We start from the raw sequence: 19,404 nt of genomic DNA, 5'->3' as shown, positions 1-19,404 counted from the left end.
ACGGCGGGCATCGCGAAAGGGCCGCGTCCCCGTGAGCGTTCACGAGATCGCAACACCCGTTCCCAGCATGCGGGATCGGCCCTCCGCGGTCTCGACAGGCAGGGCTTCGCGCGGTAAGTCTCCCGGCATGAATCTCGTCCTCGGGAACTCTCACGGTCCTCGCATACCCCGGAGCCTCGCGGCCCTCGCCCTGCTGGCCGCGGTGGCCGGCTGCGCCCCGCAGCCGGACGACGAGGGGGCCCCGGACTCCGGCGGCGGCCCGGAGCGCTGCGACCGGGGAGCACTGAGGACGGAGACCGCGGGCAAGCTGACCGTCGCCACGGACAAGCCCGCGTACGAGCCCTGGTTCCAGGGCGACGACCCCGCGAACGGCAAGGGCTTCGAGTCGGCCACCGCCTACGCCGTGGCGAAGCAACTCGGCTACGGCAAGGCCGAGGTGGTGTGGCAGACGGTGCCCTTCAACAAGGCCTTCGCCCCGGGCCGCAAGAGCTTCGACTTCGACATCAACCAGGTCTCCGTCAGCGAGGAGCGCAAGAGGGCGGTGGACTTCTCCGCCGGCTACTACGACGTACGGCAGGCCGTCGTCGCCCTCAAGGGCTCACCGGCCGCGAAGGCGAAGACCGTCGCCGCGCTGAAGAAGGTGAAGCTCGGCGCCCAGGTCGGCACCACCAGCCTGGACGTCATCGACGACGTGGTGCGGCCCCGGCGGGATGCCGCCGCCTTCGCCAAGAACGACCAGGCCAAGTCCGCGCTGCGCAACGGCCAGGTGGACGCCATCGTGGTGGACCTGCCGACGGCCTTCTACATCACCGCGGCCGAGGTGGAGGACGCGGAGATCGTCGGCCAGTTCGCCGAACGGGGCAGCGCGCCCGAGCAGTTCGGCCTCGTCCTCGACAAGGGCAGCGCGCTGACCTCCTGCGTCTCGAAGGCGGTGGACGCCCTGCGCGAGAACGGAACGCTCGCGAAGATCGAGAAGCGGTGGCTCACCGAGGCCGCCGACGTGCCGGTGCTCAAGTGACCCTGGCGAAGGAGGAGCCGGACCGCGGCGAACCGCTCGCGCCGGGCGGCCAGGACCCCTACGTACCCTCCGAACGCCGTCTCGCCCGGGAGCGGTACAAGCGCACCCGGTCCCGCCGTGCCGTGGCCGTCGCCGCGCTCTCCTCACTCGTGACGGCGGCGGCACTCGTCCTGGTCGTCGTCAACGCGCCGGGCTGGTCCCGCACCCGGGAGACCTTCTTCGACGCGGGCTACGCGCGCGAGGCGCTGCCGCTGGTACTGGACGGGCTCTGGCTCAACGTCCGGCTGCTGCTGGTCTGCGGCGCCGCGGTCCTGGTCCTCGGGATGCTCATCGCCGTCGCCCGGACCCTGCCGGGGCCGGTCTTCTTCCCGCTGCGCGCGCTGGCCGCCGCCTACACCGACTTCTTCCGCGGGCTGCCGCTCATCATCAATCTGATGATCGTGGTCCTGGGGGTGCCCGCGCTGCGCCTCCAGGGCGTGAGCGTCGATCCCGTACTGCTCGGCGGTACCGCGCTCACCCTCACCTACTCCGCCTACGTCGCCGAGGTCTTCCGGGCGGGCATCGAGTCCGTCCACCCCTCGCAGCGGGCGGCGGCCCGCTCGCTGGGGCTGACCAACCGGCAGGCCCTGCGGCACGTCGTCCTGCCCCAGGCGGTCCGCCGCCAGGTGCCGCCGCTCCTCAACGACCTGGTGTCCCTGCAGAAGGACACCGGGCTCGTCTCGATCGGCGGCGCGGTCGACGCGGTGCGGGCGGCGGACATCATCGTGGGCCGCAGCCTCAACTACACCCCGTACCTGGTCGCCGGGCTGCTCTTCATCGCGCTGACCATTCCCATGACCCGCCTCACCGACTGGGTCACCGCGCGGACGGACCGCCGCCGCGCACAAGGAGGCCTGCTGTGAGCGACCGACCCGGCGGCCCGGACACCGCGGACCCGGGGCCCGTACTGCGCATGCGGTCCGTACGGAAGACCTTCGGCGAGAGCCTCGTGCTGCGCGAGGTGGACCTGGAGGTCGCCCCGCACACCGTCACCGCGCTCATCGGCGCCTCCGGCTCGGGCAAGTCGACCCTGCTGCGCTGCGCCAACCTCCTGGAGGAGATAGACGACGGGGCGATCTGGCTGGACGGCGAGGAGATCACCGATCCCCGCGTGGACCAGGACGCGGTGCGCCGCCGCATCGGCGTGGTCTTCCAGGCGTACAACCTCTTCCCGCACATGAGCGTGCTGGAGAACATCACCCTCGCCCCGCGCCGGGTGCACGGCGTCCCCCGGGCGGAGGCCGAGCAACGCGGGCGGGAACTCCTGGAACGGCTCGGCCTCGGCGCCAAGGCCGACGCCTACCCCGACCGGTTGAGCGGCGGACAGCAGCAACGGGCCGCCATCGTGCGGGCGTTGGCCGTGCGACCCCGGCTGCTGCTCCTCGACGAGATCACCGCGGCCCTCGATCCCGAACTGGTGGCGGAGGTCCTGGAGGTCGTACGGGACCTCAAGGAGCAGGGCATGACCATGGTGCTGGCCACGCACGAGATGGCCTTCGCCCGCGACATCGCCGACCAGGTGTGCTTCCTGGACGCGGGCGTGGTCCTGGAACGCGGATCCGCCGAGCAGATCTTCCACGCCCCGCGCGAGGAACGCACGCGTCGCTTCCTGCGGCGCTTCACGGACTCCGGCCGACTCTGACCGCAGCGCGGCCGTTCGCCCTAAAATGCGACCATGATTCGCGCGGTGGTTTTCGATATCGGGGAATGCCTGCTCGACAGGACTCGGGAGTACGGTGCCTGGGCGGATTGGCTGGGGGTACCGCGGCACACATTTTCCGCCGTGTTCGGCGCGGTTGTCGCACAGGGGCGCGACTTCCGCGAGACCTTCCAGATATTCCGGCCCGGTTTCGACCTGGCCGAGGAGCGGGCACGGCGGGATGCCGCAGGCGTGAGCGAGTGCTGCGGTGAGGAGGATCTGTATTCCGATGTCCGCCCGGCACTCTCCGCCCTGCGCGAGAACGGTCTCTGGGTCGGTATCGCCGGAAATCAGAGCCGTTATGTCGCCGCATCGTTGCGCGCGCTGCGCCTGCCGGCGGATCTGGTCACCGCGAGTGGCGACCGGGGCATTTCCAAGCCGGATCCCGCCTTTTTCCGGCACCTTGTCGACGCGGCGCCCGCCGAACCGCACGAGATCCTGTACGTCGGCGACCAGTTGCGCAATGACGTCCACCCCGCCCTGCGAGCGGGCCTGCTGGCCGCGTGGATCCGGCGCGGGCCTTGGGGTCTGATGCCGTCCGGCGCCCCGGCGGACTCCGTACCCGCCACGATGCAGATCGACTCCCTTGCCCAACTCCCCGAGCTCATCGCCGAGTTCAACGAGGGCGGGCGCTGAACGGCAGCGGACCGCCGCCTGACGTGAGTCGGGCGGCGGCAGCAACCGTCCTACTGGGACGGAGGCTTCGGCTTGGCAGCGGAACCCGGGGCGGGCCTGCGGGATCCCAGCTTCAAGCCCGAACGACAGGTCCGGGGAGCGGACGGGAGGACGATGATCTGCTTGTGCCGCATGTGTTCTCCTTCCGAGGGGAATTACGGAGCTGGTAGAACTTCTTCAGCCTAGGCAGGCCAATTGACGAGGTCAATGGCGAGACGAGGGACACCATGCCGTGCGTTCTGGTCACCGGAGTCAATGGGGTCGGCAAATCGACGGTTGTCGCGGAAGTATTGAGAGCCGCGCCCGACTGCCGGTACTTCTCCGCCTCCACCGCCCTCATGGACCACTTCGGATTGGCACCCGGGGATTATTCGGCGCTGGATTCCCTCCCCTTGCGGCAGCGGATCTCCGCGAGTCACGCACTGCTCACCGAGGCCATCACCGGCACTCCCGGTCCTCTTCTCCTCGACGCACATCTGCTGACGTTCGAAAGAGTCGAGCCCGTGGACTGCGGGGGCCCCTGGATCTCCCTGCTGCGAGGAATCGTCCTGCTCACCGCATCGGCCGCGCAGATAGACGCCCGGCTCCGCGCGGACGCCCTGTCCGGACGGACGCGCCGCTGGCTCGACCTGTCGGCGGAGGCGCGGTCGGAGCGTGTCGACCTGATCGCGCGTCGGCAGCGACTGCTGGGCGCGCACACGGACCAAGTGAGCGCCTCGTGGGGGGTCCCGGCCCTGCGGGTGACGAACGAGGGGGACGTCGGGTCCACGGCGACCGCGGTCCTCGGTCTGCTGACCGCGTGAGGAAGGGGTGTTCATCCCTCACCCCTCTGAGGTGCCATCAACTGCCTGCCGAAGTCGGCGAGTTGCGAGGGGCGGACGTTGGCATGCTGGGCGATGGCCAACAGGTCCCGAAGACGCCGCTGGACAGGGGTGCCGTTGAAGAGCGCGGCGCTTCCCGCGTTCTGGAAGCACCACAGGCCGATCTCCACCGCGGTCCCCACGCCGTGCACCGCGGCAGCGGCCAGGGCGGTGGCGTCACCGGCGGTCAGCGCGCCGCCCGAGGCGACCAGGGACCATGCCCCGCGCCCCTGGTGTTCCAGTCCGGCGAGTGCGGCATCCAGGCGTGCCCTCCTGTCGCCGAGTTGCCACTCTTGTAGGAGATCGCGGCCGTCCTCCTGTCCTCTGCCGGTCTGCTGCGGGGGCGCGGTGAGGCAGGCCAGGGCGGCCTGCGCGGTGCCGATGGCCACCGCCGCCGTATGGAGGGCGAAGGCCGGTCGCACGGGCAGCAGGCTGTGGGGGGTCGCCGCCGCGGAGAGGTGTCCCTGGAGGGGGTAGAGGTCCTCTTCGGCGACGGGGATTTCCCGGGCATGGACCGTCTCGCTGCCGGTGCCGCGCAGACCGAGGACATCCCAGGAGGAGTCCACGCGGAGCATCGGCTTTCGCACGAGTACGCCCTGCGCCTCCTCGCCCTCGCCCAGGGCGGCGCGGCAGTGCAGGAGCACCCACTCGGCATGGTGGACCCCGCTGGTGAACCGCCAGGAACCGGACAGGCGCGGGCCGTCACCGGCGTCGGTGACGCTGCCGTCGCCCGCGGAGGTGGCGGAGACCACGACGTCGGGACCGGATCCCACCACCTTCTCGAAGGCGGGGAGCCGAAGTCGCGCCAAGGTGATCTGCGACTGCGCCCAGACCATGACGTTCCATGCCACGGAGGCGTCGGCGACGGCGATTTCGCGCAGCGTGCGCAGGAGTTCCGGGAGAGCGGTCTCGGTGCCGCCGTACTTCCGCGCCAGGGTCAGGCGCAGGCAGCCGTGCGCGACCAGGTCCCGCAGCAGATCCCCGCTCGGCCGTCCCCTCTGCTCGGTCTTCTCGGCGGCTTCGGCGATCCTGCACAGGAGGCCTTCACAGGTGGGCGAGGGTGTCGCGGAGTCGGCGCCGGGGAGGTCCGCCGCGCAGCCGGGACACTCCTTCGGCAGCGCTGTCGACGCCATCAGCCGGCCACGCTCCGCCGCCCCAGGGAGGCCGAGACGAGCGCGTCGATGTGGACCTCGGCCGTGTCGACGAGGACCGCCTCGTCGAGGTCGGACTCCGATACCAGGAGACCGAGTTCGGTACAGGCGAGCAGGACGCCGTCCGCACCCGCGGCCACCGCGGAGGAGATGATCTCCTTCAGCAGCCGGCGCGATTCCTCGGTGACCCTGCCCAGACAGAGTTCGTCGTAGATCATCCGATCGAGGGCGACCTGGACGTCGGTGGGGACGGGCTGCGAGATGATGCCGCGGCTCCGCAGCGCCTGAGCGTAGGAGGGCATCGCCGCCGTGAAGCGGGTGCCGAGCACCACGGCGCTCTTGACCTCGCGGGCGAGCGCGGCATCCGCCGCGGACTCGACGAGGTCGACCAGGGGCAGGCCGGTGGCCTCGCGTACTTCGGCCGCGACACGGTGCATCGTGTTGCAGGCGATCCCGACGAGATCGGCGCCCGCGGCCTCCAGCCTCCGCGCGGAGTGGGCCAGGCGGCTTCCCGCGGCCTCCCATTCATCGTGCAGCTGCATGCGCTCGATCTCGGCGTAGTCGTCCGAGCAGATGACAAGGCGCGCGGAATGCGAGCCGCCCAGAATGCGGCCCACTCTCTCGTTGATCTCGCGGTAGTAGGTCAGCGTGGAGGGCCAGCTCATGCCTCCGATGAGGCCGATACATCGCGCCTCGTCCGTGTGGTTCGAGTGATCCGGATCGACCGATCGCGAGCGGGTCATGGCAGGAAACTGTACCCGCGCCGCGGTCGGCGGCAAGTATTCCCGAAAATCTCTCACCAAACGGGCAGGGCATCTTCCGAAACGGGCAGCCGGAGAGGCCGGAAAGGCACGGGGAGAACGATTGATCGCCACCGGATATCACCCCTTGTGTTCAATTCACGGCGCCGTACGAGGACATTGCCGGGGCGGCCGCGGGTGGCCTCACGCACGGCCCGCGGCGCAGTCCGCAATCCGGAGGGCCGAAGGCGCGTCGCGGCCTGAAGTGCCGACTCGGCGCGATCGGCCCGGAGGGAACGGAGGTCGCACCCCGGGAGCGCGGGCACCGCTCGCCACGGCAAGAACGGCGCGGGGTGGCCGCACGGAAACCCGCCGAAAGTGACCCACTGTGATGTCACACAGAAGAAACAACGGACTCGACTACTTCCAGTTACCTGCCGACGGCGACTTGAATTGGCTGCCTCGCCAGGCAACACGGGGAAGCACAGCCGAGCACGAGCACCCTCCGCCTCAGTTGAGCCTTCTTCAACTTTTGCCGCCCCCTGGTCACGGGGAGTCAGCATCTCGACTGGGCCCTTCTTCGTCGAGGAAGAGCTCCGAGAAGCGCACGACCTGTAGAGATCACCTCTCGGGCCAACCCGACGCGACCGCGTTCGTCCGAACGCGAAGCGTCACCGTCTTCATTCGCCAGGAGGGCCACGACAGTCGCCCCGCACCTTGTCGGCCTGATGCCCGAAGCATATTTCCGGCCACCGCAAAGTGCACCAAAACCGACCGAACCGCTTGCGGTGATTTCCCCGGGAGTTTCGGGTGGTATCAAATCCAGAGAGTCCGGGTAGATTGCTTTCCGTCGTCGTCCGGTGCGACGGAATAACAAGAGAGCCGACATCCGGATTTCACTTCTCTGCACCCGCCGACGAGTACCGCGTCACCACGCCTCCGCAGAATCCTGCTGAAAGTCTCTCGTTTCCCGTGCCCAGCCCTGCGGAATTCACATTCACAGCGATCTCCTCTTCAGCAGTCCTCCTGGAAACCTCTCGAATTCGGTGAAGAACTCCCATGGCCCCCACCATGCGGAGGGAGGATCGACCATGCCCGTACGCCTCGACCACATGCTTGCCGACGCCTGCGCACGCTTCGGTTCCCAGGAAGCTCTGGACGACGGCACCCGCAGGCTCACCTTTCGCGAACTGGCGCAGGACGCCGATCGTCTCCATGCGGAGCTGAAAGCGGCCGGCCACGAACCGGGGCGCCCCGTCCTCGTGGCGGTGAGCAACCGGGCAGAGGACCTCGTCTGCCATTTCGCGGCCTGGAAGGCCCGGGCAGCGGTCGTCCCCGTACACCGCAATTCACCGGTCGCGGCTGTCGTCACCACCGCTCGGCGCACCGGCGCCCGGCTGCTGCTGGGAGCACCGCCGCATCACCCCCCGGCCTGGGACGCGTTCACGCCCTTGCCAGCACCGGGGCGTACGGAACCGGCGCGTACGGACCCCGCCCGCCCGAGCGCGGCATGGCTGCGCCTCTCCCAGGGCGGCACCTCCCCCGCGGCGCTTCAGGACTTCGCCCCGCCGGAGGAACTCGACGGCGACCAGGCCCTCGTGGTCTTCACCTCGGGCTCCACGGGACAGCCCAAGGGGGTGGTGCTCTCCCACGCGGCCTTCGCCGGCAAACTCGCCGCGATACAGGAGGTGCTGCCCTTCTCCCCCGGGTCGCGTACCACCCAGGTACTTCAGCTCAACTTCAGCTTCGCGCAGTGGACCGCGCTGCTCACCCTCGCCCACGGCGGCTCCCTGCGCCTGCTCCCCCGGTTCGACGCGGAGCGGGTACTGGAGGTGCTCGGCTCCTCGCGGACCGACCGTATCGCGATGGTCCCCAGCATGCTCCGCCTGCTCGCCCGTGCCCTCGACGCCTCCGCGGCACCACGTGAGCTGCTGGCCGAACGGGTCTCGCCCGGACTGATCATCGCCGGTGGGGAGCCCTTGTCGGCCGGACTCGGCAGGCGGTTGAGGGAGCTTCTGCCGCACACCGGGCTCGCGGACGTGTACGGACTGAGCGAGACCTCGACCTCCGACTTCATCCTCACCCCGGAGGCGTACGACGAGGGCGCGGGGACCATCGGCACCCCGAGCCCCCAGGTCTCCTTCCGTGTCGCGGACGAACAGGGCGAGGAGTGTCCCGCCGGGGAGACCGGGGACCTGTGGATCCGTACGCCGTATGTGATGACCGGCTATCTGGGAGACCCGCGGGAGACCCGTGCGGCCTTCACGGACGGCTGGCTCCGTACCGGCGACCTCGCCCGGCTGCGGCCCGGTGACAAACTGGTCGAACTCGGCGGACGCACCAAGCAGTTGATCTCCCGCGGCGGCATCAAGATCTCCCCCTTGGAGATCGAGAACTGCTACGCGAGCCACCCCGCGTGCACCGAGTGCCTCGCCGTCGGGGTGCCCGATCCGGATCTCGGCGAGCGCACCCATCTGCTGGTCGTCCGCGGATCCCGGCCGGTGCCGCCCCGCGGGGAGCTGCGGGCGTGGGGCCGCGAGCGCCTGGAGCCGTACAAGCTGCCGGACCAGGTGCACACCGTCGACGAACTCCCGCTGGGCCGGACCGGCAAGGCGGACCGCCTCGCCGCGCGGGAGCTGGCCCTGCGCCTGGCGGGTGGTGCCCCATGACCCTGCTCGGTGTCTCGACGAGCGCGCTCGCCGACCCGGACGCCCTGGACCGGCTCAGGCACTTCGAGCCGGACGTGGTCGAGTTCTACAACTACCCGTCCGGCGCCCTGCCCGCGATCACGGACTTCTGCCGCCGGACAGGTGTCCGCCCCGCGCTGCACACCCCGGTCCCCTACGACGGGCCGCAGCCGCTGCGCAGGTTCGCGCCCACCGGTCCGGAGCCCGGCGACGCCGAGGAGGCGCTCCGCCTCGTGACCGAGACGGTCCGCTGCGCGGCCCGGATCGACGCCGTCCATGTCGTCGTCCACTTCCCCAGCCCCTACCCGCCGTTCCGGCCGGAAGGCTTCGCCGCCGCCCGCGACGGGTTCCTGGACAGCCTGGCCGGGCTCGCCAGGACATACGGGGTCCCCGTACTCATCGAGAACCTCTCCCCGAATCCCCTGCTGCGCACACCCGAGCAGTACCGCGCCGCCCTCGACGGCCGCCCGGAGCTGGGGTTCTGCCTCGACCTCGGGCACGCCCACCTCCTCGGCCCGCCCTACGGTCCCGTGCGGTTCGCCCGGCACCTCGGGCGCTCGATCCGCAGCATGCACGTGTACAACACCACCGCCGAGCGGTACCCCGTCCACGGGCACGAGCCGGCTCTTCCCGACCAGCGGCCCGGCGACGGGTACCTCGACCTGCCGGCGGTGCTCCCCGAGCTCCTGGCCCGGGCGTCACCGGCGGTCCTGGTGCTCGAACACGGCCCCAGGTGGGACGAGGAGACGGCCGCGCGCACCGGTGCCTGGCTGCGCGAGCTCCTCGGGGATCACGACGCCCGCGCCCGCGTCGGCAGGGGCACCGCATCCGCGCACGACCAGGACCTCGACAGGAGAGGGCGTCAACCGTGGCAGTGACCGCGCACACCGAATGTTGTCTTGCCGTAGCCCATGCGGAGAGCCCGAAGGCGCGCTCCGCCGCGCTCAAGAAGCTGTCCGAGACGACCCAGTCCCTCCTCGACACCACCGGACGCGGACTGGACCTCGTGGAGGCGGACCTCGCCGGTCTCGACCTGAGCGGGGCGGATCTGCGGCGCGCCACGCTCAACCGGGCGGTCCTGCACGGCACCGTCCTGCAGGGCGCCGACCTCAGCGAGGTCACCATGGTGTGCCCGGGCATGGAGCGCACCGACCTCGCCGGGGCCAGCCTGCGCGCCGCCTACGTCCACGCGCTCGCGGTGCAGACCTGCAGACTCGACGGGGCCGACCTCACGGGGCTGCGGGACGCCACCGGCACCCTCTTCCACGGGTGCAGCATGCGGGACGTCCAGCTGGGCGGTTCCCAGCTGGCGGGCGCGGGCTTCTACCAGTGCGATCTGAGCCGGGCCTCCCTGCCCGGAGCCAATCTGCAGGGCGCCACCCTCAACGAGTGCCTCCTCGATCACGCCGGTCTGGACCGGGCCCGTCTGGACCAGACGACGGTGACGAAGTCGAGCCTGCGCGGCACCTCGCTGCGGGCGGCGACCGGGCACGGGCTGGTGCTGCAACGCCTCACCTGCGCCGACGAGTTGGTGCTGGCCGAGGCGAGCCTGCCCGGTCTGCGGGTGGACACGGTCCGCGGACGGGGCTGGTCCGCCGCGGGCCTGGCCGCCGTGGGAGCGGACCTCTGCGACGTCGCCGTGGAAGGGGCCGTACTGCGCCGAGCCGACCTCACCGGCGTGCGCATCCGCCGCTCCGCGCTCAACGGCGCCGACCTCGCCGGCGCCGCGCTCTCCGACGGCAAGATCTCGACGACCTCGCTGCGCGGCGCGGACCTGCGCGAAGCCACCGCGGAGAACCTGCACCTCGTCGAGAGCGATCTCTCCGGCGCCGATCTCACCGCGCTCATCGGCCGGTGCCTGACGGCCCGTGACACCGACCTCAGCGACGCGCGGCTGCGCAACGCCAACCTCTACCGCGCCTGCATCACCGGCGACCCGCCGCGCGGGATGCGGCTGCGCGGCGCGGACCTGCGCAACAGCACCCTCGTCCAGGCGATCGTCGCCGCCGACCTGCGCGAGGCCCAACTGGCGGGCGCCAACTGCGCCTACAGCCGCTTCAGCCAGTCCGACCTGACCGGAGCCGTCCTGGACGGGGCCGCGCTCTACGAGTCCACCTGGGTCAAGGTCGTCGCACACGGCGTCTCCCTGGCCGGGGTCAAGGCGCCCCTCTTCGCCGACCGCTGCCCCGGGCTGGACAAGGCGGTCACCGACTCCGGCGGCCCGAACGCCGAGGAACTGCGCGTCTTCCTGCACGCTTTCGCCGAGACGCTGGCGACCAGCCGCAAGGGGTCCACATGAACCCCGTACTCGTCGTCGCCGCCCACCCCGACGACGCGGAGCTGGCGGTGGGAGGGACGGTCGCCCAGCTCTGCGACCGGGGCTCGGAGGTGACCGTGGCCTTCGCGACCGTGTCCGAGCACGACCCCGCGCTGCGTCCGCAGCGCAGAGCCGCGGCCGAGAGGGCCGCCGAGATCCTCGGACACCGCCTCCACTGGCTCGCGGAGGGCCGGTACGACCAGGTCGAGGACATCCCCGAGTACCGGCTGGTGGGGCTGATCGACACCCTGGTCGAGAAGACGCGGCCCGCCGCGGTCCTGACGCACTGGGAGGGCGACTCCCACCGGGACCACGTACGCCTGGCCGACGCGGTGGTCTCCTCCTCCCGGCGCTGGCCGGACACCGGGCTCGTCCAGTTCGGGCCCAACGAGTTCCGCACCGTACGGCACAGCGAGTTCACTCCGAACCTGTACGTACCCGTGGTGGACCAGCTGGACCGGAAGAAGCGGGCACTGCGCTGCTACAGCTACGCCGGCCAGGGCTTTCGAGGGCTGGACGAGGACGCGGTCGAACTGCTGGCCCGCCACCACGGGCTCGCGGTCGGAGCACCCGCCGCCGAGGCCCTCCTGGTGCGGCGGGCCCGCACGGACCGCCCCTTCCCCCTCCTCGGCTGACGTCGTCGGCGACGACCACACGTACTCCGGTTGCCACCACACGGAAGAGAAGACCCCCATGACTGCTGCCTCCACAGACCAACAGGTTCCGCAGACCGGCCGGAGCCCGGAGGAATACCGCTCGGACCTCCTCAGCGGCCGGTGCGCCGTGTCGGTGTGGGGAATGGGCTACATCGGCTTCTCCACCTTCGAGGCCCTGAGGGCGGAGAAGGTGCGCGTCGTCGGGTACGACATCAGCGGCGAGCGGGTGGCCGCGCTGCGCGCCGCGGGCGCCGCGGACACCGAGGACCCTGTCGGTACGCCCGCGGCGACGCTCACCGACGACCGCGCGGAGGCGCTCGCGCCGGATGTGGCCGTGCACTTCGTCGCCGTCCCCACCGAACGCGGCGCCCGCCCGCACTCCCGGGACCTGGTGGACGTCCTCACCGCGATCGTCGAGGCCACCGCCGCACGCCCGAAGGCCCGCCCCCCGCTGGTGATCGTCGAGTCCACGCTCACCCCCGGCACCGTCGAGACGCTGCTGCTGCCCCTGCTGCACGCCAACGGCCTCGCCGCGGACCGTGATCTGCTGCTCGCCCTGGCCCCGCGCCGCGACTGGTTCATCGCCGAGGGCTACGGTCTGCGCGACCTGGACCGCGTCTACTCCGGAGTGGGCGGCCGGTCGGCGGAAGCCGCGTACGCGGTCCTCTCGCTGATGTGCGACACGCTGCACCGCGCCCCGAGCCATATCGAGGGCGAGCTGGTGAAGTGCGTGGAGAACGCCTACCGGCACCTGGAGATCACCCTCGGCAACCAACTGACCCTCGCCTACCCCGATGTGGACATGGTGGAGGTCCTGCGCCTGGCCGGTACGAAGTGGAACATCGGCACCTTCCATCCCTCCTTCGGCACCGGCGGCTACTGCGTCCCCCTCGGCAGCCGCTATCTCCTCGCCGGGACCGAGCACGCCGAGGAGCTGACCCTGCTCTCGCAGGCCGTGGAGACGGACATGCGGATGCGTTCCGTGGTGGCCGACGCCGTCGCCCTGCGCGGACCGGTCGTCATCCTGGGACTCGCGTACAAGGGCGACATCAAGGTGTCCACCCTCAGCCCCACGGTCGGTATCAGTGCCCGCCTGGCCCAACTGGGCGTTCCCTTCGGGGTCTTCGACCCTCTCTACAGCGCCGAGGAGATCAACCGGGTGCTGGGCGCCGAGGTCGCCCTCTCCCGGCTGCCGGAGGCGGTCCGGGCGGCCCGGGCGGTGCTGATCGTGACGGACCACGCGGAGTTCCGCGAGGAGGCGTACCTCAGCCTGCTCACCGAGCCCCGGGAGGGCGAGCTGGTGGTCCTGGACAACCAGGGCGTGCTGGCCGGCCGGGCCTGGCCCGAACACGTCGTGTACCGGCAGGCGGGCCATCCCGCCTGGCTGCGGCCGAGGGCGCTCGGCGCGGAGACCGGCACAGCGGCACCCTCCCCGCTGCCCGGGCGGCCCGGATGACCGGGGGCCGGGAGATCCGTGCGGTGACCGAGGCCGACGGACTGCTCCGGTCCGGACCGCTCAGCGCGGAGCGGGCCCGCCACTACGCGGACCACGGGGCGGCGTACGCCCGGGGCGCGGAGCAGTTCGTCGCCTTCCCCTCCTACGACCCGGTGCTCGACTCCCAGGACCTCTACGTCCCCGCGCACGAATTCGCCGTCATGGGAGGCGAGTTGGCCGAGGACCTGCTCGCGGCCGGTGAGGCGGACCGGGTCCTGCTGCGCGTGGAGGCCCAGGCGGGCGCCGTCCCGGAGAAGCCGTTCCGCAGGCTGGTGCGCTATGTGGCGCGCACCGAGGGCCCCCCGTCCGCCGAGCCTCCGCCGGGAATCCGGCTGGTCCCCGCGGACGCGGGGAGCGTGCCCTTCGTGAAGTCGATGATGCGGCGGGCCATGCTCGACGGCTACCACGGCGCGGTGCGCGACCCCCGGGCCGTCGACGCCTATCTGGAGGAGACGGTGCGGTTCACCGGCCCAGGGGCGCTGCACGGTCTGGTGGCCGAGGCGGCGGGAGGCGAGATCGGCCACATCACCTGGACCGACCCCGCCCCGGACGAGGTGACCGGCGCTCTCTTCCACGACCTGATCGATGTCCATGTCCTCCCCGAGTTCGAGGAGCGCGCGATGACGGCCGCGCTGACCCGTGCCATGTTCGACCGCATCGCCCGGAGCGCCGCAGGTGTGCGCGGCAATGTGATCGAGGACGAGGAGGGGAAGGCCGACCGGCTCCACGACGGTCTGCTGCGCGCCGGGTGGGCGCCGCTCTTCGCGCTGTGGGTGACCACGTCATGACGGCGGAGGAGGGCCTGATGGCCGAGGAGCAGGGCACCGCGGCCGAGGAGGTCACCGCGGCCGAGGACGGCGCGGACTTCCGCGAGCTGAGCAGCGAGTACCTGGCGGACCTGCTGCGTGCCGTGGAGCGCTCCCACGAGCCGAGCTGGATGGCGGTCTTCCGGTACGCCTCGCGGCACAAGCTGCGGATCGTCCTCGCCAGCGCCCTGCTCACCGAGGGCTATCCGCTCACCCCCGGGCTCGCCTACGAGGTCTCCTTCTGGCGGGAACAGGAGCAGCGCTACGGGGGCCTGGTGGGCGAGTTGACCCGCGCCGTACCGGAACTGCGCCGGATGAAGGGGCCGGAGATCGGCCGCCTCTACCCGCCGGGCTGGCTTCGCGACTCCACCGACGTGGATCTGGTGGCCCGCACTCCGCGGCAGGTCTGGGAGGCCGCGGGGCACCTGCGGGACCAGGGGTGGCAGCCGGACTCCCTGGCCTTCCAGGGCACCGAGCGCGGTGTCGATGTCGCCCTGAACATGGTGCGGCCCTCCCACGACGAACTGCTTCTCGACCATCAGGCGGTCGAGCTCGTCTCCATGGAGACCACCGGCCGGCCCTGGCGGGTCCGCCCGGTCTCCGATCCGCCCGGGGTGCGCCGCACCGGCCCGGCCCGGCAGCTGCTGGCCCTGCTGGAGGAGGGCTTCGAACGGGACTGGCGGGCACGCGATCTGCTCGACGCCTCCCTGCTGCTCGTGGAGATCACCGAGGAGGGCGTCCCGGCGCTGGCGCGGGAGGTGGACGCGCTCGGCCTGGGCCGGCAGTGGCACACCCTCACCCGCCGCCTGCGCGGCTACGGACTGGTCGACGACGCGCTGCTGCCCGCCCCCGGGCGGCCGTGGCGGGCCTCGGCACAGCGGCTGCGCCGGGCGGCGAGCCTGGCCTCCCGGCCGCCCGCGGTCGCGGCGGGTGTCCTGCAGACCTTGCAGCGGCGCAAGGCCGAACCGCTCGGCTCCGCCGGTGAGCGCTGGCTGCTCGACCATCTCCCCGGGCGGTCCGTGCTGGCCGCCGGGCTCCCCGTCTGGGGGGTGCGCGTCGGCGACCGCTGCGCCGAGGGCACCGAGGTCGCCTACCGGACCCGCTCGGGGCGCACCTACGCCACCACCCCGGTCGGCACCTATCTGCTGCTGTACGTACCGCACTTCGACCCGTCATGGCTGCACGCCCCCTCCCCCGTCTCCGGCCAGGGCGACTGACCCCGTACGAAAGGCCCGCTGTGCGCACCACAGGTGACCCCGTGCTCTCCCCCTCCGCCGCCGAGTGGCGGCAACTGACCAGTCAACCCGTCAAACGCGCGGTGTACGCGGCCGAGCCCTGCGCCGGGCAGGGCTGGCAGAGCGCCACCGAGGCCCTCGGTGACCGCGCCGCCTGGACACTGCAGCGCAGCGCCCTCACCGTCTTCCGTCCCGACGCCCTGTTCGCGCAGCGGGTCGCGGCGGGTCTCGCCTACATCGCACGGCTCGGCCTCGAACCCGTCTTCGCGGCGGAGGCCCGCTTCACCGGGCGGACCGCGGCCCTGATGTGGCAGCACCAGTGGGGCGGCGCCTCCCCGGACCGCACCGCCCTGATGACCACCCTGCTCTCCAGCGGCCCCTCCCTGCTGGTCGCCTTCCGCGAGCGGGCCGGGACCATCGAACTCCCCGCGCCGGTACGGCTTTCCGCGGTCAAGGGCTCCGGGCACCCCGCCGAACGCAGCGGCGGTGAGCTGCGCAGCGCGCTGCACTCCCCCAACAGGGTGCTCACCTTCGTCCACGTGGCGGACGAACCCGCCGACATCCTGCGGGAGACGGCGATCCTGCTCCCCGCCGAGCAGCGGCGCGCGCTCTTCACCGCGCTCGGCACCGGAACGCGGACGACGCCGCTGCCGCCCCTGCCCGCGGCCGAGGCGCCGGACCTCGACGGGCGCCGGGCCGTCACCCGGATCATCGCGAGGCTGGAGCAGGAGGCGCCCCTTCGCGGGGAAGACGCCGAACGGGCCCGCGCCCGGCTCCTCACCACGCTGGCGGGGGTCCTCGACGGGCGGCGTCTGGCCTGGGGTCCGTTCCGCGAGGCGGTGGCCCGGTCGGGGGTGGCAGTGCCCCTGTGGGACCAGTTGCTGGCGGGTGCCGCGCACATTCCCTACGACAGCGTGGACGGTACGTCCGTCATCCCCGACTCGGGCCGCCGCGGATGGCTCGCGGGGCACGGCACGGTCCTCAGCGCACCCGGCGGCGGATCCCTCCGGCAGCGGGAGGCGAGCCGGTGAGCCGCGCTCCTGCCGCCGGGCGGACCCTCGACCCGGTGGACAGCTGGGAACTCGCCGTTCTCGACGCCTGGCGCCCCCTGCTGCTCACCGAACACCTCACCCGCGGCACCGACTTCTTCGAGGCGGGCGGCACCTCGGTGGCCGCCGCCCAGGTCATGAGCCGGCTGCGCCGCAGCCTGGCACAGCGGTATCCGCTCAGCCTGCTCATGGAGAACCCGGTGTTCGCCGACTTCGTCCGGGCGGTCAGAGGCGGCGCGGCCCGGTCCGTACCGCTGGTGCGCCTCGCCGCGACCGAGGCCCCTCCCGCCGGGACGGCGCCCGCCTCGGCGTGGATACACGCCGCCGGAGGCGAGGTGATGTTCCTGCACGCGCTCGCGGCCCTGGTCCCCTACGCGCACTTCCTCGGCGTCCGCGACACCGACTGGGACCTGTCCCCCTACGCCCCGCTGGTCCCGCGGGAGTTCACGGCCGGCGCGGCACACCACCACGCGCTGCTGTCCTCGGAGGGCGTGACCCACATCGCGGGCTACTCCTCCGGAGCGTTTGTGGCCCACGAGACGGTACTGCTGCGCCTGCGCGCGGGCCTGCCGACGGCCCCTGCCCTGCTGGTGGACCCGCCGGCGCTGCACCCCACCGTGAGCCGCCCCTCCTACGCCCAGGTGCTCGCGCGGCGGCTCGGCATCGCCCCCGAGGTGGCCGAGGAACCGCAGGCGCACCCCGAGAGGTGGCGGGCGGCCCTCGCCCGGCGGTCCCCGGTGGGCGCCCTGCCCGAGGAGTCGTACGAGGACTGGCTCACCCAGCTCTGCCGGATCAGCGCGAAGGGGGAGTGGGCGCTGTGCCGCTACCGGCCCGGCCCCTCCCCGGTGCGGCACCGGCTCGTGCTCGCGAAGGGCCGCCCGGACCTGGCGCAGACGGTGGCCGACTGGTCGGCCGTCTGCGGCCGGCCTCCACTCGTCGTGACCGTCGACGCCTCGCACGACGAGATCATCGCCGACAAGGCCCTGGCGCACGCCGTCGCGGACTGGCTCGGCGAACCGGCCGACGGGAGCCGCGCCCGTGCGTGAGCTGCCCGGCGCGGAGAACGGCGCCCGCCCGCTGGACCTGCGGTACCTGGAGCGGCCCGCGGGCCTGCACCACCGCCCCTACTTCCCGTTCGTGGCAGCACACGCCTTCCGGGGGGCGGAGTCCACCGAACACGGGCTGCTCGACGTCGGCAGCGCCAACGGCGCCTTCCTCCACTACCTGAGCACCCGCAGACCGGCCGTACGCTGCTCGGGCCTGGACGTGCTGCCCGAACTCGTCGCCCACGCGCGGCGGCAGGTACCGGAGGCCTCCTTCTCGGTGGGTGACATCACCGATGCCGGGTCCTTGCCGCGTGAGCGCTTCTCCGTGGTGACGATGCTGACGCTGCACAGCCACTTCGACACGCTCGACCCCTGGCTGGAGAACCTCCTCGCGCTCGTCGCGGAGGGCGGCCGCGCCCTGGTCTTCGGCCCCTTCAACCCGAGTCCGGTGGACGCGCTGGTGCGGTTGCGGGTCTCCGGCGGGACGCCCTCGGAGTGGACCTGCGGCTGGAACGTCCACGCGCGGCACTCCTTCGCGAGGCGCCTGAGCGCGGCCGGTCACCGGTTCGCCTTCCACGACTACACACCCCCGGACGAGGCGGGCGGCCCCGGCGACGGGGTCACCGATCCGCTGGCCACCAGGCCCGCCGTCCTGGACGGAAGGACCGTGCTGATGAACGCCTCCGGAGTCGCCCTGCCCTTCGCGCTCCTGGAGATCCGCCCGTGAACGCCCCGGTGGTCCTGGAGGTGGAGGCGCCCTGGCTGAGCGCTCTGCGCAGCCCCGTCAACAGGCGCCCGCTGCGCCCGTACCGGCCCGGTCTGCTCACCGACGGGGACCGCCTGTGGCCGTGCCTCGACACCATCCCCTATCTGCGCACCGGCCGGGAGGCCGTGCGCGAGGCGGCCGTGTCCGCGCTGCTGTGCGAGGACCCCGTCACCGCGCTCGTCGTGCTGCTCGGCGACCGCAAGGACGCCTCGATCCCCCCGGTGCGGCCGGACGCGGTGCGGGCCGCGGTGGTCCGCCCCGGCACCGCGCGGCGGGCGATGGAACTCCTCGACTACGGCGGCATGGCCCCCTATCTGCTGCACCGCTGGTCGCTGCCCACCTACCTCAGCGGACTCGCGCTGCTGGAGGCGCACGCCCCGGCGGGCGCCCGCCTCAGCGAGATCGGCTGCGGGGCGGGCCACTTCCTGCGGGCCTGGAGCCGGGAGCGGGACGGAGACGGCACCACCGGGGCCGACCTGGTCTTCTCCATGCTGTGGCTGGCCCGGCGGTACGTGTGCCCCCGGGCCCGGCTGGTCTGCTGCGACACCGAGGACCCCTTCCCCCTCGCCGGGGACTCCGCGGACGTGGTCCTCAGCCACGACTCCTTCCACTACTTCCGCGGCAAGTCCCATGTCCTGGCCCAGATGCGGCGCCTGTGCCCGGCGGGGACGCTGCTGGTGGGCCACGCGCACAACGCGGACCGGCCCAACCACTCCCCCGGACTGCCGCTCACCGCCGAGGAGTACCAGGCCCTCCTCGGCCCCGGGACCTCCTACGACGACGCCGCGCTGACCACCGCCGCGCTCACCGGCCTGCCTCCCCGGCCCGCGGACCGGAAGGCGCTGCGCGAGGCCGACGCGTTGGCCTTCGCCTGCGGTCCCGGGACACCGCCGGGCCTGTCCGCCCGTCTCGTCCTGCCGGCCCCGGGCACGCCCCTGCGGGCCAACCCCCTGCTGCACGGCGCGGCTCCCAGGTGGCCGAACGCCAAGTTCGAGGACGAGTACGTCGAGCCCTGGCCCTACCTCCGCGGCCTGCGCCGCCCCGAGGGCATCGGCACGGACATCGCCATGGACTCCTCCCCCCGGCTCGAAGGACTCGTACGCGAACGGGTCCTGCTCGACCTCCCGCCCCGCTGGCTCTGACACCCCCTCCCGAAGGAGACACC

The 19,404-nt window shown here is 72.2% G+C and carries 18 protein-coding genes; 16 read left to right on the top strand and 2 right to left on the bottom strand.

Annotation, left to right across the window (positions count from 1 at the left end; genetic code table 11):
• Positions 1-127: 127 nt before the first annotated feature.
• From HFV08_RS23575 to HFV08_RS23555, 5 genes are all read left to right on the top strand, one after another.
• Positions 128-1,018, top strand: coding sequence for an ABC transporter substrate-binding protein (locus HFV08_RS23575; RefSeq protein WP_168542175.1), 891 nt, complete (start codon positions 128-130; stop codon positions 1,016-1,018).
• On the top strand, positions 1,015-1,920 hold the full coding sequence (locus HFV08_RS23570; protein WP_168542173.1) for an amino acid ABC transporter permease: 906 nt from the start codon (positions 1,015-1,017) through the stop codon (positions 1,918-1,920). Before HFV08_RS23575 ends, HFV08_RS23570 begins: the two co-directional genes overlap by 4 nt.
• 50 nt (positions 1,921-1,970) lie before the next feature.
• Positions 1,971-2,699 carry an amino acid ABC transporter ATP-binding protein gene (locus tag HFV08_RS23565; RefSeq protein ID WP_168542279.1) on the top strand — a complete coding sequence of 243 codons (729 nt, stop codon included), beginning with the start codon at positions 1,971-1,973 and terminating at the stop codon, positions 2,697-2,699.
• 33 nt (positions 2,700-2,732) lie between these two features.
• A complete protein-coding gene (locus HFV08_RS23560; RefSeq protein WP_168542171.1) occupies positions 2,733-3,392 on the top strand; it encodes an HAD family hydrolase in 660 nt (219 codons plus the stop codon).
• Between the two features lie 266 nt (positions 3,393-3,658).
• Entirely contained in the window at positions 3,659-4,234 is a 576-nt protein-coding gene (locus HFV08_RS23555) for an AAA family ATPase (RefSeq protein ID WP_168542169.1), read from the top strand.
• 11 nt (positions 4,235-4,245) lie between these two features.
• On the opposite strand, the gene HFV08_RS23550 is transcribed toward HFV08_RS23555, so the two are convergent.
• Together HFV08_RS23550 and HFV08_RS23545 are read right to left on the bottom strand one after the other, a co-directional pair.
• Complete coding sequence (locus HFV08_RS23550) at positions 4,246-5,424, bottom strand: acyl-CoA dehydrogenase family protein (protein WP_168542167.1); 1,179 nt, start codon at positions 5,422-5,424, stop codon at positions 4,246-4,248.
• The gene (locus HFV08_RS23545) at positions 5,424-6,185 is read right to left on the bottom strand and encodes an aspartate/glutamate racemase family protein (protein WP_168542165.1); all 762 of its coding nucleotides are present in this window, start codon (positions 6,183-6,185) and stop codon (positions 5,424-5,426) included. The genes HFV08_RS23550 and HFV08_RS23545 overlap by 1 nt, the downstream gene beginning before the upstream one ends.
• Positions 6,186-7,273: 1,088 nt before the next feature.
• Between HFV08_RS23545 and HFV08_RS23540 the strand changes: the two genes are divergently transcribed.
• The 11 genes from HFV08_RS23540 to HFV08_RS23490 are packed head-to-tail and all read left to right on the top strand — an operon-like array spanning position 7,274 to position 19,381.
• On the top strand, positions 7,274-8,851 hold the full coding sequence (locus tag HFV08_RS23540; RefSeq protein ID WP_168542163.1) for a class I adenylate-forming enzyme family protein: 1,578 nt from the start codon (positions 7,274-7,276) through the stop codon (positions 8,849-8,851).
• A complete protein-coding gene (locus tag HFV08_RS23535; protein WP_168542161.1) occupies positions 8,848-9,747 on the top strand; it encodes a sugar phosphate isomerase/epimerase family protein in 900 nt (299 codons plus the stop codon). Before HFV08_RS23540 ends, HFV08_RS23535 begins: the two co-directional genes overlap by 4 nt.
• The gene (locus tag HFV08_RS23530) at positions 9,738-11,168 is read left to right on the top strand and encodes a pentapeptide repeat-containing protein (protein WP_168542159.1); all 1,431 of its coding nucleotides are present in this window, start codon (positions 9,738-9,740) and stop codon (positions 11,166-11,168) included. Before HFV08_RS23535 ends, HFV08_RS23530 begins: the two co-directional genes overlap by 10 nt.
• Positions 11,165-11,821, top strand: a complete 657-nt coding sequence (locus tag HFV08_RS23525) for a PIG-L deacetylase family protein (protein WP_168542157.1) — start codon at positions 11,165-11,167, stop codon at positions 11,819-11,821. Before HFV08_RS23530 ends, HFV08_RS23525 begins: the two co-directional genes overlap by 4 nt.
• Before the next feature lie 58 nt (positions 11,822-11,879).
• Positions 11,880-13,298: a UDP binding domain-containing protein gene (locus HFV08_RS23520; protein WP_168542155.1), complete on the top strand. Its 1,419-nt coding sequence runs from the start codon at positions 11,880-11,882 to the stop codon at positions 13,296-13,298.
• Between the two features lie 23 nt (positions 13,299-13,321).
• Positions 13,322-14,125 carry a hypothetical protein gene (locus HFV08_RS23515; RefSeq protein ID WP_168542153.1) on the top strand — a complete coding sequence of 268 codons (804 nt, stop codon included), beginning with the start codon at positions 13,322-13,324 and terminating at the stop codon, positions 14,123-14,125.
• A complete protein-coding gene (locus HFV08_RS23510) occupies positions 14,122-15,360 on the top strand; it encodes a nucleotidyltransferase family protein (protein ID WP_168542151.1) in 1,239 nt (412 codons plus the stop codon). Before HFV08_RS23515 ends, HFV08_RS23510 begins: the two co-directional genes overlap by 4 nt.
• 41 nt (positions 15,361-15,401) lie before the next feature.
• Positions 15,402-16,409, top strand: coding sequence for a hypothetical protein (locus HFV08_RS23505; RefSeq protein WP_168542149.1), 1,008 nt, complete (start codon positions 15,402-15,404; stop codon positions 16,407-16,409).
• Entirely contained in the window at positions 16,406-17,473 is a 1,068-nt protein-coding gene (locus HFV08_RS23500; protein ID WP_168542147.1) for a phosphopantetheine-binding protein, read from the top strand. Before HFV08_RS23505 ends, HFV08_RS23500 begins: the two co-directional genes overlap by 4 nt.
• Positions 17,466-18,200 (top strand): class I SAM-dependent methyltransferase, encoded by a 735-nt coding sequence (locus tag HFV08_RS23495; RefSeq protein ID WP_168542145.1) that lies wholly within the window; start codon positions 17,466-17,468, stop codon positions 18,198-18,200. Before HFV08_RS23500 ends, HFV08_RS23495 begins: the two co-directional genes overlap by 8 nt.
• Positions 18,197-19,381: a class I SAM-dependent methyltransferase gene (locus HFV08_RS23490; RefSeq protein WP_168542143.1), complete on the top strand. Its 1,185-nt coding sequence runs from the start codon at positions 18,197-18,199 to the stop codon at positions 19,379-19,381. Before HFV08_RS23495 ends, HFV08_RS23490 begins: the two co-directional genes overlap by 4 nt.
• The last annotated feature ends 23 nt before the right edge of the window (positions 19,382-19,404 follow it).

It is taken from the genome of Streptomyces physcomitrii (assembly GCF_012273655.1).
GTDB lineage: Bacteria > Actinomycetota > Actinomycetes > Streptomycetales > Streptomycetaceae > Streptomyces > Streptomyces physcomitrii.
Note: the sequence above shows the minus strand (reverse complement) of the source record. Positions and strands in the feature narration are given on the sequence as shown.

Excerpts from the sequence above, each read along its gene's own strand:
- HFV08_RS23575 (WP_168542175.1), top strand. The coding sequence starts at position 128 with ATGAATCTCGTCCTCGGGAACTCTCACGGTCCTCGCATACCCCGGAGC.
- HFV08_RS23565 (WP_168542279.1), top strand. The coding sequence starts at position 1,971 with ATGCGGTCCGTACGGAAGACCTTCGGCGAGAGCCTCGTGCTGCGCGAG.
- HFV08_RS23560 (WP_168542171.1), top strand. The coding sequence starts at position 2,733 with ATGATTCGCGCGGTGGTTTTCGATATCGGGGAATGCCTGCTCGACAGG.
- HFV08_RS23555 (WP_168542169.1), top strand. The coding sequence starts at position 3,659 with ATGCCGTGCGTTCTGGTCACCGGAGTCAATGGGGTCGGCAAATCGACG.
- HFV08_RS23550 (WP_168542167.1), bottom strand. The coding sequence starts at position 5,424 with ATGGCGTCGACAGCGCTGCCGAAGGAGTGTCCCGGCTGCGCGGCGGAC.
- HFV08_RS23545 (WP_168542165.1), bottom strand. The coding sequence starts at position 6,185 with ATGACCCGCTCGCGATCGGTCGATCCGGATCACTCGAACCACACGGAC.
- HFV08_RS23540 (WP_168542163.1), top strand. The coding sequence starts at position 7,274 with ATGCCCGTACGCCTCGACCACATGCTTGCCGACGCCTGCGCACGCTTC.
- HFV08_RS23535 (WP_168542161.1), top strand. The coding sequence starts at position 8,848 with ATGACCCTGCTCGGTGTCTCGACGAGCGCGCTCGCCGACCCGGACGCC.
- HFV08_RS23525 (WP_168542157.1), top strand. The coding sequence starts at position 11,165 with ATGAACCCCGTACTCGTCGTCGCCGCCCACCCCGACGACGCGGAGCTG.
- HFV08_RS23520 (WP_168542155.1), top strand. The coding sequence starts at position 11,880 with ATGACTGCTGCCTCCACAGACCAACAGGTTCCGCAGACCGGCCGGAGC.
- HFV08_RS23510 (WP_168542151.1), top strand. The coding sequence starts at position 14,122 with ATGACGGCGGAGGAGGGCCTGATGGCCGAGGAGCAGGGCACCGCGGCC.